The 17,722-nt window shown below is 69.8% G+C and carries 4 protein-coding genes; all 4 read left to right on the forward strand.

Going from position 1 to position 17,722, the window contains the following annotated elements:
* The first annotated feature begins 81 nt into the window (after positions 1-81).
* From ACFXAM_RS15740 to ACFXAM_RS15755, 4 genes are read left to right on the forward strand one after another with little or no spacing between them, the layout of a single operon-like run.
* Positions 82-3,222, forward strand: a complete 3,141-nt coding sequence (locus ACFXAM_RS15740; protein WP_380291428.1) for a DEAD/DEAH box helicase — start codon at positions 82-84, stop codon at positions 3,220-3,222.
* Entirely contained in the window at positions 3,219-8,663 is a 5,445-nt protein-coding gene (locus ACFXAM_RS15745) for a hypothetical protein (RefSeq protein WP_380291430.1), read from the forward strand. Before ACFXAM_RS15740 ends, ACFXAM_RS15745 begins: the two co-directional genes overlap by 4 nt.
* Complete coding sequence (locus tag ACFXAM_RS15750; protein ID WP_380291432.1) at positions 8,660-15,397, forward strand: DEAD/DEAH box helicase; 6,738 nt, start codon at positions 8,660-8,662, stop codon at positions 15,395-15,397. The genes ACFXAM_RS15745 and ACFXAM_RS15750 overlap by 4 nt, the downstream gene beginning before the upstream one ends.
* Positions 15,394-17,715: a UvrD-helicase domain-containing protein gene (locus tag ACFXAM_RS15755; RefSeq protein ID WP_380291434.1), complete on the forward strand. Its 2,322-nt coding sequence runs from the start codon at positions 15,394-15,396 to the stop codon at positions 17,713-17,715. Before ACFXAM_RS15750 ends, ACFXAM_RS15755 begins: the two co-directional genes overlap by 4 nt.
* The last annotated feature ends 7 nt before the right edge of the window (positions 17,716-17,722 follow it).

Below are 17,722 nucleotides of genomic sequence, written 5' to 3' on the forward strand. Positions count from 1 at the left end.
CGGTGGAACACGTAGACAGCAGACCCGAGTACGGCGTTACCCCGTACCGGCTGAGCACACCACTCATCGAGGAGCACCACGTTGACCACGGCGCCACTGCCCGACGATCCTGCTGCGGGCACCGCCGCGGATTCGGATTTCCCGGCGGGCACGAAGCCGGCGTTCGCCCCCGGCGCGCAGGTCCGCGTCCGGGACGAGCAGTGGCTGGTCAAGTCCGTCGCCGAGAGCCGGGACGGACTGATGGTCGAGGTCAGTGGCGTGTCCGCGTTCGTCCGCGGCACGGACGCCGTCTTCTACGAGAGCCTCGACCAGATCGAGGTGCTCGATCCGAGGAAGACCATTCTCGTCCCGGACGAGACGTCCAAGCACGCCAAGGCACGTCTCTACCTCGAGGCGGTGATCCGCAAGACCGCGCTCCCGCAGACCGAGCACGGACTCGCTCTGGCCGACTCGTTCCTGATGGACCGGCAGGAGCACCAGCTGCGTCCGGCCGAGCTGGCGCTGTCCATGCGCAACCCGCAGCCGCGGCTGCTGATCGCCGACGTGGTCGGTCTCGGCAAGACACTGGAAATCGGCATCATCCTGGCCGAGCTGATCCGCCGGGGCCGCGGCGAGCGCATCCTCGTCGTCACACCTGCCCACGTCCTGGAGCAGTTCCAGCGCGAGCTGTGGACCCGGTTCTCGCTGCCGCTGGTGCGCTTGGACTCCACCGGGATCCAGCGCATCCAGCAGGAGATCCCCGCCGGACGCAACCCGTTCGCCCACTTCAAGCGGGTGATCGTCTCCGTCGACACGCTCAAGTCGGCCACCTACGCGCACCATCTGGAGAACACCCGCTGGGACGCGGTGGTCATCGACGAGTCGCACAACCTCGTCAACAAGGGCACTCGGAACAACACCCTCGCCAAGCTCCTCGCCAAGCGCACCGACGCGCTGATCCTGGCTTCGGCGACCCCGCACAACGGCGAGGCCGAGTCCTTCGCCGAGCTGATCGGGATGCTCGACCCCGCGGCGATCGCCGACACCAAGAACTACAAGGTCGAGGACCTGAGCCACCTCTACATCCGCCGCACCAAGACCGACCGCGAAGTGCGCGACGGCTTGAAGGACAAGCCGTGGGCGGAACGCGGTGAGTCCCGGCCGGTCCCCGCCCCGGCCACGTCCAAGGAGGTGGCCGTGCTGGAGAAGCTGGCGGCCGATTGGACACCCGGCGATGCCGCCCGATCCTCGGTGTGCGCCGATGCGATGGTCGCGTACGGCTTCCTCAAGGCGTTCCTCTCCTCCCACGTCGCGCTGCGCAAGACGCTCGCCAACCGCCGCACCTACCTGGAGGACCCGCGGCGCGCCACCGCAGCGCCCGAGGACCGCGAGGGCTTCGCCGCGGAGCTCCGGGCCCTGGGCGAACTCGAAGCGCTCGTGGCCGAGTTCGAGGACAAGGACTCCGCCAAGCTGGACGCGCTGGTGACCACGCTCCAGGACCTCGGCGTCGGCCCGCGCTCCGAACGCCGGGTCGTCGTCTTCTCGGAGCGGACCGCCACCCTGGAGTGGCTCGCGCAGGTGGTCCCGGAACGGTTGGGCTTCAAGGCCAAGCCCGCTCTGGCCGAGCGCACCCGCCCGTGGAAGGCGTACGGCGGAGCGGTCGAGGTCATGCACGGTGACACCAGCAACGACGACCAGCAGCGGGAGATCGTTGACCGCTTCGGCCGCCGCGACGAGCCGGTGCGGCTGCTGTTCACCGGTGACATCGCCTCCGAAGGCGTCAACCTGCACCACCAGTGCCACGACCTCATCCACTACGACCTGCCCTGGTCGCTCATCCGGATCGAGCAGCGCAACGGCCGCATCGACCGCTACGGTCAGGCCGTCAGCCCCGAGTTCCGCGCGATCACCCTGACCGCCGACGTTCCCTGGCGGCGCGACGAGGTGACCGGTGAACAACTCACCCTCGACGACCGACTGGTCGGTGTCCGGCTGCTGCGCCGCGAGGAGCAGGCACACGGGATCGAGTCCGGGGAAGGCTGTGCCGAGGCCGTCACCGGCCTGTACGACGCCAAGAAGGAGGACGACCGACTCACCCGCGACCTGATCAAGGGCAGCACGGTCGATCGTTCCCTCCAGCAGTCCCGGCAGGAAGCGGGCGGCGTGCTGGCCGGCCTGCTGGCGAACGTGCACGCGCGGATCGCCGACCCGTCGGCCGCGCCGGTCGGTACGGGCCTGCCCCCGGTCGTGAAGGCGGACGTGCCGTACCTGTACGCCGACACCGAGGCGTACTTCCACGCCGCGATGGACCTGGTCTACCCGCAGGCCGAGCGCGGCGCCCTGGGCTGGAAGCCTGTCACGGAGCGGGGGCGGATCGAGTTCACGCCACCGGACGACCTCCAGTACCGGTTCCGCGAACTGCCCGCCTCCTACCTCGACCAGGAGAAGATCCTCACCACCTCCAAGTACGACGGCAAACTGAGCATCACCTTCGACCGGAAGTACGCGGCGGAGCGCTTGGAGGCCGCCCGCGACGCCAAGCGGGGGAAGACCGAGCAGACCGCGTCGCAGTGGCCGAACGTCTCCTACGTCTCCGACATCCACCCGGTCCTCGACTGGCTGACGGACAAGGTCCTGGCGGCACTCAAGTACGACGAGGCGTTCGTGCTCGCCCACCGGCCCGACGCCGCGAAAGCCGCGCGCATCCACCCCGAGCTGCCGGCCGCGCTGGACGGCCCGGTCTACCTCGTGCAGGGCGTGTACTCCAACGCAGCCGGCAAGCCGACCGTGGTCGAGTGGATGGCTGTCACCGGTCTCGCGGACGCCGACCCGCGGGTGTGGCGGATGGACTCGGCCTTCCTCGCCGCCTGCGGTGTCGGACCGAACATGCCCGGGCGCGACCGGATCCTCGACGAGGACGGCCTGCAGGCCCTGGTGCCGGCCGCCGTCGACGCGGCCGAGTCCCACCTGCGGGCCCGACGCGCCGAGTACGACCGACAGATCGACGGCTACCTCGCCCCGTACGAGGACCGGGTGCAGGTCTGGGAGCAGGGCGCGCTGATCGCGGCCGGAAGCCGACAGCGCCGCGAAGAGGTGCAGGACACCGCCGCCGACCGCCGCGCGCTGGTCCGGCGCCTGCGCACCTCCGGCGATCCGATGCTCCGGGTCCTGGCCGTGCTCGAACCCCTGTACTCCGCTGCGCCCGCAACCACTGCCCTCCGTGCCGAGGAATCCACCCGATGAGCTACACCTTCGACTCCTTCGCCAACCGCGGCGAGTACCTCTCCGCCCACTACTTCAGCGAGGAACTGGAGAACACCCTCAAGAAGAAGTCCGCGGACGACGAGGGCCTGTTCACGCTGTGGACCTACCGCGAGACCGACGAACACGACTCGCAACCCACACCGCGCGAGAGCGTCCTGCGGCTGCACGGCGAGTACGCGGGCCGGGTCCGCCCGGCCCTCGCCGCGCACGACGACCGGGACGAGCAGTGGAGTGAACGGCTCACCTCCTGGCACACCGACCTGCTCACCGCGCTCGGCTACCGCAAGTCCGACACCGCGCTGACGCTGCACAACGCCGGCCGCGCGTACGAACTCCCCGTCGCCTGGCACGGCGACGGCATCGTCGCCCTCGACTGCGGGTGGACCGGCAACCTCGACGACGCCCTCGACCCCGAGGCGGCGGGCCGCCTGCTGCACCCCTTCAAGACCCACGAGGGCCTGATCAGGACGGGCGAGAAACTCGCCGGTTGGCTGTTCCAGAGCGAACTGGACGAGCCTGGTGGCGAGCCCCCGCGCTTCGTGCTGCTGCTCTGCGGCGGCGTGATCGTCCTCGCCGACCGCACCACCTGGTCCGAAGGCCGCTATCTCGCGGCGAATGTGGACGCGGCCCTGCTGCGCAACGACACCAAGAAGACCGGCGAACTCGCCCTCCTCGCAGCCCTGTTCTCGCACGACATGCTCGCGCCCCGCCCCGACGGCAAGGGCCGCCGGATGGACGACCTGCTCAAGGCGTCCCGCGACAACGCCGTCGGCGTCAACTCCGAACTGCGCAAGGGACTCCAGCGCTCGGTCGAGATCATCGCCAACGAGGTGCTGGCCCGGCTCAAGCAGCACAAGATCACCCCGCGGCAGATCGAAGACCCCGAACGGCACGGCCCGTTCGCCAAGCAGCTGACCCGCGAATCACTGCGCTACCTCTACCGCATCCTCTTCCTGCTGTACGCCGAAGCCCGCCCCGAGCTGGGCATCCTGCCCGCCGACGACTCCACCTACGAGGCCGGCTACTCGGTGGCCAGGTTGCGCGAACTCGTCTCCCGCGACCGGAAGCTGGTCGACGAGGAGAGCAAGAACGGCTTCCACCTCTACTCGTCGCTCGACGTCCTGTTCAACAAGGTCAACTACGGCCACCGCCCGCACGGCACCGAGCCCGACGACCACAAGGCCGTCGCCGAACGCAGCGAGCAGCGCGGCCTGCGCTTCGAGCCGCTGCGCAGCGAACTCTTTGATCCCAAGGCCATTACCCTGATCGGTCGGAACGTCCGCGACCCGCGCAGCGAAGGCGACGGCGGAGCGGACGAATGTCCCAAGTGGCTCGACCTCCGACTGCGCAACGCCGCCCTGCACGAGGTGCTGCGCCTGCTCACCATGAAAGAGGCGAGCACAAAGGGCCGGCAGGGCGGCTTCATCTCCTACCGCAACCTCGGCATCAACCAACTCGGTGCCGTCTACGAGGGCCTGATGTCGTACACCGGCGTCATCGACGAAGAGCGCCAGCTGGCCGAGGTCGCCAAGCCTGGTGCCAAGACCGGTACCCAGCAGCACGGTGACCCGGAGAAGGGCTCCTGGCTCGTCCCCGCCGACAGGCTGAGCGACTATCCCGCGAACACGCACGTCGTCTACTCCGCGCAGGACGCCGAGCAGCACGGACTCCGCGGCCCGAAGAAGTACGACCCCGGCACCTTCGTCTACCGGCTCGCCGGGCGCGACCGGGAGACCTCGGCGTCCTACTACACGCCCGAGTCGCTGACCAAGGTCACCGTCGAACTGGCGCTCAAGCACCGGCTCGACCAGCAGCGTGACGAGGATGGCGAGGTCGTCAAGACCCGGGCGAGCGAGCTGCTCTGCTACACCATCTGCGAGCCCGCCCTCGGCTCCGGCGCGTTCCTCAACGAGGCGATCAACCAGGTCGCCGAGGCCTACCTGAAGCGCCGCCAGGAGGAGTTGGGCCTCACTCTCGACACCTCGCAGGCGCTGGAGGCGAAGCAGAAAGTCAAGGCGTACATCGCGTTGCACAACGCGTACGGCGTCGACCTCAACGCGACAGGCGTCGAGCTGGCGGAGGTGTCGCTGTGGCTCAACACCATGCACCCCGGAATGCGCGCACCCTGGTTCGGCCTGCACCTGCGGCGCGGTAACTCCCTCATTGGAGCGCGTCGTTGGGTGTATTCGGCCGATCATCTCAAGCAGGAACGGACGCCTGCCGCGCACACGCCGGACAAGTTGCCGTTCCGGTCGGCCGAGACCGGCGCCGAGCAGCCGCTGCCGGCGGGCGCGGTGCACCAGTTCCTGCTGCCCTCGCCCGGGTGGGGCGCGGTCGCGGACGCCGGTGGGGACGCGAAGAAGCTGGTCGAGTACCTTGCCGGTGAACAGCTCGGCGCGCTGAAGGCGTGGCGGAAGGCGGTCGGGACCAAGCCGAAGACGACTGGGGGCAAGAGTAGCCAGCTGGCCCGTCTCCAGGCCGTTGCGGAGCGGGTGGAGTACCTGTGGGGGCTGGTCGCGAAGCGGCTGGAACTCAGCGAGCAAGAGATCGCCCGGACGATAGACGTCTGGGGCGCGGACCGGCCGGAGGACGCCGAGGAGTACGCCTTCCTGCGCCGGGACAAGGAGAACGCGGCTGGTGCGCTGCCGCTGACCAAGGAGCAGGTGTTCAAGGACCTGTTCGAGGCGGAGGGCTCGCCCTACTGGCGGCTCAAGCAGGTCATGGACGCCTGGTGCGCGCTCTGGTTCTGGCCATTGGACAAGGTCGGTCTGCTGGACGGCTCGGACCCCGAGTACGCCTCCGCGCCGGTCGTCGCGCTGGACGCGCTGCTGGCGTCCGGGGTAGCGCCGGTCGTCGGGGCCGCCGCACCGTCTGTCGAGGCCAAGCCCGTGGTGGTGGAGCACGGGCTGCTGTTCGCCATGCCGGGAGACCAGCTGGCCTTCGGCGAGGGAGAGGACGAGGGCGAGCTTGTCGAGCGAAGGGTGATCAAGAAGGTCGCGCCGCCCGCCCGGAAGGTGACGAGCGGACCGGCACGCCGCCGGGACGTCATTCCGCTCGCCGATTTGGACGACTGGCTCGCGTTCCTGGAGTCCATGGTCGGCACCGGCGCGGTGCCGAAGGGGACCTTCGCCGAGTCCGTCGACTCGCTGGCCAAGCTGAAGGACCTGGAGAAGCTAATTGAGGCGGAGATGGGCATGGACGATGCCCGCCGAGCCGTCGAGACGCGGTACCCGTGGATGCGGACCGTCCGCGACATTGCTGCGGAACAAGGATTCCTGCACTGGGAGTTGGAGTACGCCGGGGTCTTCGCGGGACGGTCAGGAGGGTTCGACCTCCAGGTCGGCAACCCGCCGTGGGTGCGGCCCCAGTGGAAGGAGGACTCAGTCCTCGCGGAGTTCGAGCCGTGGTTCATGCTGACGGAGAAGCCGAAGGCCGAGGAGAAGACCCGTCGGCGGGATGTCGAACTCGGACAGCGGCACGTGCAGGAACACCTGCTGCGCGAGGTCACGAACACCGCGACGATGGCGTCCTATCTGGCAGCCGGGCCCGTGTATCCGCTGGTTGCGGGGAGCCAGCCCGACCTGTACCGAGCATTCATGTGTGAGGTGTGGGACCACACAGGCACCGGTGGTATGGCGGGGATGGTGCATTCGGATACGCACTTCTCCGGCGACAAGGAGGCGAGGTTGCGGGCTGGCGCCTATGCGCGGCTGAGGGTGCACGGCCACTTCGTCAACGCGAGCAACCGGTTTTTCCCGCCACCGGTGGGCCATTCGACGGACTTCGGCGTCCACGTCTACGGGAGCGCGGGGGAGACCGCCTTCGACTCGCTGTCCTGGCTGTTCACGGCTGACGCCCTGCGGATGTCGGCCGCCACGATTGTCGAGAAGGACGATGAAGATCCCGGCGTGAAGTACCGGGGCGACTGGGACGAGCGCCCGCACCCCAAGCGTGTCATCCGCGTCACCCCGGACACTCTGCGACGCTGGCAGCGCCTCGCCGGTGACACAGGGCCGCTGGAGCACACCCGCCTGCTCACGCCGGTGAGTACCGCCGAAGACCCGGCGATCGACGCACTGGGCCTGTACCCGTTGCGGCTCGGTGCGATGGCGCCGGATATCACTCCGGGCTACCACGAAAGCGGAGCCAAGAAGGCGAAGTTCGGCCCCGGCAAGAACGTGCGGCTCATCGACTACAACACCGGCGTCGACGGCCAGGAGGACTACCACGCGGCGTCCTGGGAGGACGTCATCCTCAAGGGCCCGCAGCTCGGGGTCGCCAACCCGATGTTCAAGCAGCCGAGCCAGGGCGGCGGCGAGACGCGCGGCCTCAATCCGCAGGCACTCGCGGACGACGCGGTACCGGAGTCGGAGTACCGGCGCGTGGCCCCGATCGAGGTCTTCCGGGGAGAGCAGGACCGCTGGACCGATTGGGACCGCTACGAGGATTTGCTCGCTTCGGAGGAGGAGCGGGCGGCGGCACGGTTGGCGGTCTCGGAGAGCCGAAAGGTGGGACTGGGCGAGGTAAAGGCCGCGGAGATCGAGGCGTGCCTGCGGGACAAGGCGGGAAGGCCGTACAGCCGAGAATATCGTGTTGCCTGGCGTCAGATGATTGCATCAGATACCGAACGTGCACTCTACGCTGCCCTGTTGCCACCCGGCGCTACACACGTACACGGCTTGCGGACGATGCGTCTGCGAACTCCTTTGGAGACCTCCCTGACGGGTGGTTTCTTTGCAGCTCTGCCCGCCGACTACCTGCTGAGGACGTCCGGCACGACCAACTTTGACGTCGCCCAGGTCTCCCAATTCCCAGCCCCCCAGCCCGGTCACCCTCTAGCCTCCGCCCTCCTCCTCCGTACCCTCCGCCTGAACGCTCTGACCACCGCCTACGCCGACCTTTGGGAAGAGCTCTACGACCCCAAGTGGCCCGGCTACGAGCCCTGGGCGATCGAGTGGCCCGGCATGAAGACCGAGCTGCACACCGTAACCCCCTCCTGGCAGCGGGACACCCCGCTCCGTACCGAGTATGCGCGCCGGGCTGCTCTGGTCGAGATCGACGCGCTCGTTGCCGTCTGGCTCGGCATTGACGCTGACACGCTCGCTGCTATGTATCGGGCCCGGTTCCCGATCATGCAGGACTTCGACCGTGCGACCTGGTTCGACGCCAACGAACGCAAGATCGCCACTCATCCCAAGACCTATGGTTTTGGCCAGACCCGGGAGCACCGGCAGCAGTTCGAGGCCTACCAGGAGGACCCCGAGGCGAACCTCGTTCCCGACGGCTACGCCGCGCCCTTCTACAAGGCCGATCGCGAGCGCGAGATTCGCGAGGCCCACGCCCACTTTGCCGCTCGCCTGAACGACGCCGTGGCCAAGGGTCTGTGGAACCCGACCACGATGGAGGTCCCGAAGCCGTGAGGCCCACTCTCGAAGCGCAGGGACTCAAGGAGAGCCTGCTCCAGTACCTCTCCACCACCTACGGGCTGGCCGACGAGGGGGCCCGCAAGGCCCTGCACACCTTCCTCGGTGACGAGACCACGGGCATGTTCCGCGGCCCGTACCTGCGCCTGCGCACGCCGTTCACTCGCGCCGAGGACGGTTGGCAGCAGCACCTGGACTGGCGTCGCGCCGACGGCTGGTCCCCGTACGCGCACCAGGCCCGTGCGTTCGCCCGGCTGACCACGAAGAACGGCCACACTCCGCTCCCCACCCTGGTGACCACCGGCACCGGTTCCGGCAAGACGGAGTCCTTCCTCTACCCGGTGCTCGACCACTGCGCCCGCGAGCGCGCCGCCGGAAGGACCGGCGTCAAGGCGGTCTTCCTGTACCCGATGAACGCCCTCGCCACCGACCAGGCGGGGCGCATCAACGATTTGCTGACCGATCATCAGGAAGCGCTCAGGGGCGTCCGGGCGGGCCTGTACATCGGCGACAAGGCGGCGACGCACTACGACCACGTCTACACCCGCCGGCAGGACATGCAGCTGTCCCCACCGGACATCCTGATCACCAACTACAAGATGCTCGACCTGCTGCTGCAGCGTTCCGCGGATGGGCCGCTGTGGGAGGGCAACGACATCCGCTACGTGGTGGTGGACGAGTTCCACACCTACGACGGTGCACAGGGCACTGACGTGGCGATGCTGCTGCGCCGTCTCGCCGCCGCGGTGGGGGCCACGCAGGACGGCCGGCCGCTGGGCACGATCACGCCGGTCGCCACCTCCGCCACCCTCGCGTCCGGGACCGACTCCGACGGGGTGCGCCAACTCCTCGACGTCGCCGCGCACGTCTTCGGCACCGCGTTCACCGAGGACGCGATCGTCGGCGAGGACCGGCTCACGGTCGACGAGTTCATGCTCGACGAGACTGCCTCGCACCCGAAGTTCCTGCCCGGCCGGGTGCCCACGCCCGAGGAGCTGACCACCCTCCCCGATCCCGCCTCCGGGCCGGCCGCCTTCGCCTCGCTCGTCGAGGCCGTCACCGGCCGCCGGATCGACACGGCCGACCTGCCCGGCGCCCGGGAGCTGGGCGCGGTGCTCCGGCGGCACCGGCTCACCTACGCCGTGCTGTCGGCGTTCGACGGCACGGTGCGCAGCTACGACGAAGTCCTGGATGTCATGCGGCGCGAGGGGGCCGCCGGTTGGGACGAGGCGGTCACCACCCGACCGGAGGCGGCCGCTCTCGCGTTGGCGCGGTTCGTCGCTCTGCTGTCCGTCGCCCGCGATCCTGACGCGCCCGCCGGGGTGAGTCGTCCGCTGGTGCAGGTGGAGGTGCACCAGTGGGCGCGGTCGGTGACGCGGGTGCTGCGCGGTGTGCAGCCGTGGCCGCAGGCGTCGTTCGCATGGGACGCGGCCGGGGCGCAGGCCCAGTCGCGGACGACGCCGGACACCACCGGCCCCCGGGAGACCCGGCTGTTCCTGCCGGCGGTGTACTGCCGCGAGTGCGGTCGCTCCGGCTGGTCGGCGCTTGCGCCCGAGTCGGACGCCGAGGAGTTGAGCTTCGAGTCCCACAAGATCCGGCGTGCCTCGGTGACCGCCGACAAGGCGAAGGTCCGCGCGCTGATCGCGGCCACCGACAAGGAGGCCATGGAAGGCAGCGGCCGCGCCGTGATGGACCGGGCGGCGCAGCGCTCGCTGACCACCGGCGGCGCGGGCGTGCTGATGGTGCTGGACGGCCCCGACCGCCGACTCCGGCTGCCGGACCCGGTCGACGACTACACCGCAGAGGGCGCCCCCCAACCGCGGGGCGCGGACGCGGCCTTCGTCCTCGTCCAGTTGGGCGAGCGGGCCGAGCGGGCGGCGCAGGACGACTGGTGCCCGGCGTGCGGCACCCACAACGCGATCCGCTTCCTCGGCACCGGTGCGGCCGCACTCGCCGCCGCCTCCGTCACCCAGCTGTTCACCGGCGGGGAGATGGACGAGCAGCAGCACGAGACGAAGACGCTGATGTTCAACGACTCGGTGCAGGACGCCGCGCACCGGGCCGGTTTCGTCGCCTCCCGCTCCTACACGTTCTCACTGCGTGCGCTGTTCACCAAGCACCTGAGCGAGGACCGGTCCATCGCTCTGAACGACCTGGTGGCGGACGTGGTGGCGGCCACCACCGACCGGAAGACCCTGGCCGCCGTCGTCCCGCCGGACCTGCACGACGTCACGGGCGTGGCCCGGCTGCTGTCGGGTGCCGGCCGGGGCGGTGACAGGCGGACCTGGGACCTGATCGGCGAGCGGTTCGCCTTCGAGGCGGCCATGGAGTTCGGCCACCGCTCCCGCAACGGCCGCACCCTCGAACTCACCCGTACCGCTGCGGCGTTCGCCGACATCCCGGACGAGCAAGCGGCGATCGGACTGGTCCGCACCGCCTACGAGGAGACGACGAACCGCAGCCTCACCCTCGCCGAGCAGGACGACGCCCGCCACCTCGCCTTCCTGCGGGGCTTCCTCGACCGGCTGCGCACCCGCGGTGCGATCGGCCACCGCTGGCTGGCGAAGTACCTCGACGAGGCGGGGACCAGCCGGTTCTTCATCTGGGGCGGCCGCCCGCCCGGAATGAAGGCGTTCCCGAAGGGGGTCGCCGCCCCGGTCTTCCTGCTCGCCAAGCCGAAGCCCAACAGCGAGTTCGACGTCGCGGCCGGACGGCTTTCCTGGTACGAGACGTGGGCGCAGCGCTGCCTCGGCCTGACTCGCGAGCAGGCCGACGAGTTCTGGCTCCGCCTGCTGCCCCGGCTCACGGACGCCGGGCTGCTCGCCGTCCGCACCCCAGGTGACTCGGCGGCCCGGATCTACGGGCTCCAACCCGGGGCCGTGCGGCTCCGGCTGCTCTCCGACGAGCAGGTCAACAGCGCGTACGTGCGCTGCCCCAGGTGCTTCTGGGAGCAGACCGTGCACCCGTCGCTGCTGAGCCAGTACCACGACCAGCCGTGTCCGGCGTACCGCTGCAGTTCAGGGCGCCTCGTCGCCGGCGACCGCTGGCAGGAGAGCGTCGACCGGCACGACCGCGACCGCGACTACCGCGACGACTACTACCGCGGCCTGTACCGGCGGGCCGGCACCTTCCAGGTGATCACCGCCGAGCATACCGGTCTGCTGTCCCGGGCCAAGCGTGAACGCGTCGAGGAGGCGTTCCGCAAGGGGGAGGGCTTCAACGACCCCAACGTGCTGTCCTGCACCCCGACGCTGGAGATGGGCATCGACATCGGCGACCTGTCGGCCGTCGTGCTCGGCGCACTCCCGCGCCGTCCCGCCAACTACACCCAGCAGGCCGGCCGGGCGGGCCGCCGGACCGGCAACGCGTTCCTGCTCACCATCCCGGACCGCAAGCGCCGGGACCTGTACTTCCTCGACCGGCCGCGCGACATGATCGACGGACAGATCGTGCCACCCGGCTCGTACCTGTCGGCCGTCGAGATCCTGCGCCGCCAGTACACCGCCCACCTGCTCGACCTGGCGGCCCGCGGTCGGCTCCTGCGAGAGGACGGCAGGCCGCTGGCCGCGCTGCCGCGCAGGGTCGACGAGCTGTTCGGCCCGTCCGGCTATCTGGAGGACTTCGCCGCCGCCGCCCTCGCCCGCGGCGATGAACTGGTCCGCGGGTTCCTCGCCCTCTTCCCGAAGGGGGTGAACGAGAACGCGCAGGCGGAGCTGACCAAGTACGCGAAGCGCCGCCTGCGCAGCGCGGTCGAGCGGGCGGAACGCACCTGGGAGCGCGAGAGCCAGAAGCTGCGCGACCGCATCCGCACCATCCGGTCCGCCATCGACGAACTGAAGGACGGCGACGAGGAACAGGCCCGGACCAAGGCCGAGTTGGAAGCCGAGGCGCGGGCGCTGTCGAAGAAGGGCGGAGCCCGGCTGCGCCAGCCCGCCCAGAGCGTCCTGTGCGACCTCGGGCTGCTCCCGAACTACGCGCTCATCGACTCGGTCACCACCCTGTCCGCCACGCTCTACTGGCCGGAGGGGAAGACCGCCACCGGGCAGGACCAGTACAAGTCGAAGCCGTACAACTACGACCGGCCCCGGTCCTTCGCCGTCGCCGAACTCGCCCCCGGCAACACCTTCTACGCGGAGGGCTACAAACACCGCATCACCGGCATCGACATCATCGCCGGCCAGGAACAGGACTGGCGCCACTGGCGCTTCTGTCCCTCCTGCGGCTACGTCCGCACGGACAACGCCCAGCAGGACATCTCGCCCTGCCCGCGCTGCGCGGACACCGGCATCGCCGACTCCGGCAGCCTGTGGCAGGTCGTCCAACCGACCACCGTCACCGCCCGCGCCAAGCGCGAGGACGCCCGGATCGGCGACGAGAGCGACGACCGTGACCGACGCTTCTACACCGTCGTCGACATCGTCGACATCGCCCCCGGCGACTTCGTGGCCGAGACCTCGTGGCGGCACACCAAGGAGGTGTTCGGCGTCGACTACACCCGGCGTGCCGTGATCCGCCGGGTCAACGTCGGGCCGCTGAGGATCGGTGCCCAGGACGGCGACCAGCTCGCCGGCAAGCCGGTGCGCATCGCCCCCTTCCAGGTGTGCACCGGGTGCGGCGCGGCGAGTGCCGACGGGCAGCCGGTGTTCGACGACGACCGCGATGCCGTCGACGCCTCGGCCAACCGCCAGCGCGCCCTGAAGCACCACGCGCCCTGGTGCCCGCACCGGCGCGGTGCCGCCCAGGTGCCGCAGGAACAGGTGCTGCTGGCCCACCAGCTGGAGACCGAGGCACTGCGAGTCCTGCTTCCCGCGGCGACCGTCCTGGTCGAGGAGAAGGTGTACTCCTTCCAGGCCGCGCTCCGGCTCGGTGTCGACCGCGCTTTCGGTGGCGACCCGCAGCACCTGGACTCCTGCCTGGCCGTCATGCCCGACCGCGACACGGAGGAGACGCGCAACTTCCTCGTCCTGTACGACCGGCTCCCGCACGGCACCGGCTATCTCGACCGGCTCACCAAACCGGCCGCCTTCCGGCAGGTCCTGGAGGACGCGCGGACCCTGCTCGTCGAATGCCCGTGCGTTCAGGAGAACCGGCCTGCCTGCCACCGCTGCCTCTACCGCTACGCCGACGAGCGGCACATCGACGCGGTGTCCCGGCAGGCGGCGCTGGACATCCTCGACGACCTCCTCGGCCGGGGCACCGATGCCTGGGCCACGGAGGACATCGGGAACACCGACCAGATCGGTCTGGACGGACAGGTCGAGTCCGACCTCGAGGCACGCTTCCTCACCGTGCTACGGGCATGGGCCGAGCAGCAGGACAGTGACGCTTCGCTCGACGAGAGCGGCGACAACAGCGGCTACCTCCGGCTCAAGGACTCGGCCGCCGTCCACGGCTGGCGGCTCACGGCGCAGCGCGGCGAGGGCTTCACCCGCACCGACTTCACCTTCGAACGCACCGAAGGCCCGAAGCGGAAGGTGACCGTGTACCTCGACGGCCGCCGCTTCCACGCCTCCCGCCGCCACAACCGGCTCGCCGGGGACGCTGACAAGCGGAACCGGCTGCGGGCGAAGGGACGGGCGGTCTTCCAGCTCACCTGGGACGACCTGGTCGCGTTCGAAAAGCGGATGGGTGTCAGCTCGGCAGACCGCGAGTCGGCCGAGTCGGTGTGGCCGCCCTACTCGCACAGCGCTCGGGGGCTGGCCAGGCAGCTGCACGCCGAGCACGGCGCGGAGGACCTGGACTCCACGGCTTTCCTCGACCCGATGAGCCAGCTCCTCGCGTACCTGCGCAGCCCCGACGACGCCGCCTGGGGCCGACGGGCTGCGGCCGTGGTGGGCGGACTGCTGCAGGACCGCCAGGTGCCGCTCGTCGCCGGCGGCTCCGCGGAGCAGACGCGTCGAACACTCGGGACGCTCCTCGAAGCCTGGAGCCACGGCGATGGCATCGACCCGGTTACCGTGACAGGAATCGGGACGCTCAACTTGTTCCAGAGCTGCGACCAGTCCGGACTGCCCATCGCGTTCCTGTTCGACGGCCTCACCGGCCCCTGGACGGCGCTGGTGTGTCTCGACGACACGGAGACGGACCGCCTCGACACGGTGGAGCACAAGGCCCGGTGGCGGGCCTGGCTCCAGTGGTCCAACCTGCTGCAGTTCCTCGCCCACGACGGCGGCGACGGCATCCAGCTCACCACCGCCACGGCGGAAGGGTTCGACCTCGGCACGCTCAAGGCGTTCGGCGGGATCGGCGAACTCGAGTCCCTGGTCGCCCAGTACGGCGAGGGCGAGCGGCCGGTCCCGCAGCCCGCAGCGCTGGCGCTGCCGAACCACACCCCGCTGGAGGCTGCCCTGCGGGACCTGCTGTGGGACCGGGAGATCCTCGGATACCTGGACGAGGACGCCCCCGACTCCCCGCTCGCTCGCCTCGCCCACGCTCTGGCCGACCACGGCAAGCAGGCGCCGGTGTACGGCTACGAGCTCGGCGACCGCGGTTGGCTCGCCGACCTTGCCTGGGCCGGCCCAGGCGTGCGGATCGCCGTGATGGCAGAGCCGTACGACAGCGAGGACGAGGAGAACCGCAAGACCTGGCAGGCGTACCACGACGCGGGCTTCACCGTCCGCTCGGCCGACGAATGGCTCGGCCTCCTCGACGACCTGCTCGCCGCTCTTCCCGAGGCCGCCGGCCGGCCCGACGCCGCTTCCGACTCCCACGAACCGAGTGCCACACGATGACCGCACGCCTGAGCCTCTACCAGAAGGCCGAGAACGAGCTCTACAAGATGGACTCGTCGGTCAAGACGAAGTTCTACGACTTCTGCCACCTGTTCCGGAACGACCCGGCGCACCCGAAACTCGACCTCAAACCGCTCAAGGGCGACCGCCGCATCTTCCGTGCCAGGATCGACCCCTCGTACCGAGCGCTCCTCGCCCCCGCCGGTGTGGGCCCGGACGGCGTCGAGCAGTGGCTCGTCGTCGCGGTGCGGCACCGCAAGCACGTCTACGAAGAACTCAGCGTCGCCATCAACCGGATCACCGGCGAGATCGAGTTCGTCGACCTCGGCGTCGTCGGTCAGAGCGTGCTCAAGCGGGCAGGCATCCAGCTCACCCCCGACACGGCCGACGCGGCCCGCCCGGAAGAGCCTGCCGCCGCCGCTCCCGCCGCCGTGCCTGCCGTCGAACCCTCCGCGCCGCCGCTCCTCACTGCCTGCACCGCTGACGACCTCCGCCGCCTCGGCGTCGCGGAAGCCCTGATCGAGGTGGCCCTCCAGGTCACCACCGACGACGAACTCGACCAACTCGTCGCCGGCGCACCGCGCCTCACCGCCGAAGTGCTCACCGGTCTCGGTGCCGGCATGAGCGTCGACGAGGTCGAGGAGGAGATCACCCAGCCCGCCGCCACCGTCCTCGAACCCGGTTTCGAGGACGACATGGGTGCTGCCCTCACCCGCACCGCTGTCACCACCGTCGACGACGACCTGCGCGACGTGCTCGCAGAGGGCGATTTCCGGGCATGGAAGGTCTACCTCCACCCCACCCAGCGCAAGATCGTCGAGCGGAACCACAAGGGTTCGGCCCGGGTCAGCGGCGGACCCGGAACCGGCAAGACCATCGTGGCCCTGCACCGCACCGCCAGGCTCGCCGCCCAGCTCCCGCCCGGCCGGGACAAGCCGATCCTGCTCACCACTTACACCAAGAACCTCACCGCCGACCTGCGCTCCCGGCTCAGCTCCCTGATCACCCCCGACCTGCTCGCCCGGGTGGACATCAAGCACATCGACGTCCTGGCCCAGAGCGTCCTCAACGAGAACAGCGCCGCCGGCGCACAGCGTTCACTCATCGGCGACGCCCAGGCGAAGGACATCCTCGGCGAAGTCCTGTTCGAATACGACGCGGAGCGGCGCTGGGACGCCGACTTCCTCTTCGACGAGTGGGAGCAGGTGATCCTCGGCCAGTCGCTCGCCACCCGGCAGGACTACTTCAAAGCCCGGCGCGCCGGCATGGGCCGCTCCCTCACCCGCCCCGAACGCGCAAGCGTCTGGCAGGTGCTGGAACAGTTCACGCTGCGCCTGAACGGCATGAAGCGCGAGACCTGGGCGCAGTCCGCGGAGCGCGCCGCGCGCTACGAGATGGAGCGCGCACGCAAGATCAAGGACCGCGCGGAGCAGAGGGCCGCGATCGGCGGCGGCGACCTGAAACACCTCGACGACAACAGCTCCGCCATCCGCTACCTGCGCCACCGCTACCAGCACATCGTCGTCGACGAGGCACAGGACCTCAGCGCCGCCCACTGGAAGATGCTGCGCGCGATGGCGGCCCCCGGCTCGAACGACCTGTTCATCGCCGGCGACACCCACCAGCGGATCTACGACCGCCAGGTCACCCTCTCCACCGTCGGGATCAACATCCGAGGTAGCTCCTCCAAACTGACCCTCAGCTACCGCACCACGCAGGAGATCCTCAACCAGGCCGCCAAGGTCGTCGGCGACGCGACCTACGACGACCTCGACGACGGCACCGACAACCTCAACGGCTACCACTCCCTGCTCCGTGGCCCGGCGCCGGAGTTCATCGCCTGCACGGACTGGGACGACGAGATCACCAAGCTCGCCGCCAGGCTGAAGCTCTGGCGCCAGGAGGTCACCCAACCGGCCGAGGACGGTACCGTCCGCGATCCCCACGGCACCATGGCCGTCTGCGTCGCGGACGGCGACATGGCCGGCCGCGTCGCCTCCGACCTCGCACTCAAGCACGGCATCACCACCGCGACCCTCACCAAGGACGGCCCCCAGGGCGGCGGTGAGGTGCACATCGGCACCATGCACCGCTTCAAGGGCCTGGAGTACCAGAAGCTCGCCATCATCGGCGCGAGCGACGGCATCCTGCCGCGCACGGCCCTGATCGAGAAGTACCTCCACACCGACCCCAAGCGCTACGAGCGCGAACTCAAACAGAGTCGCAATCTGCTCTTCGTCGCCGCTACCCGCGCCCGCGACGCACTGTCGATCTCATGGCACGGCGCCCCCAGCCCGTTCCTGCAGAGCCATAACTGACATCGCA

Origin of the sequence: Kitasatospora sp. NPDC059462 (assembly GCF_042749955.1) — a bacterium.
Classification (GTDB): domain Bacteria; phylum Actinomycetota; class Actinomycetes; order Streptomycetales; family Streptomycetaceae; genus Kitasatospora.

Excerpts from the sequence above, each read along its gene's own strand:
- ACFXAM_RS15745 (WP_380291430.1), top strand. The coding sequence starts at position 3,219 with ATGAGCTACACCTTCGACTCCTTCGCCAACCGCGGCGAGTACCTCTCC.
- ACFXAM_RS15755 (WP_380291434.1), top strand. The coding sequence starts at position 15,394 with ATGACCGCACGCCTGAGCCTCTACCAGAAGGCCGAGAACGAGCTCTAC.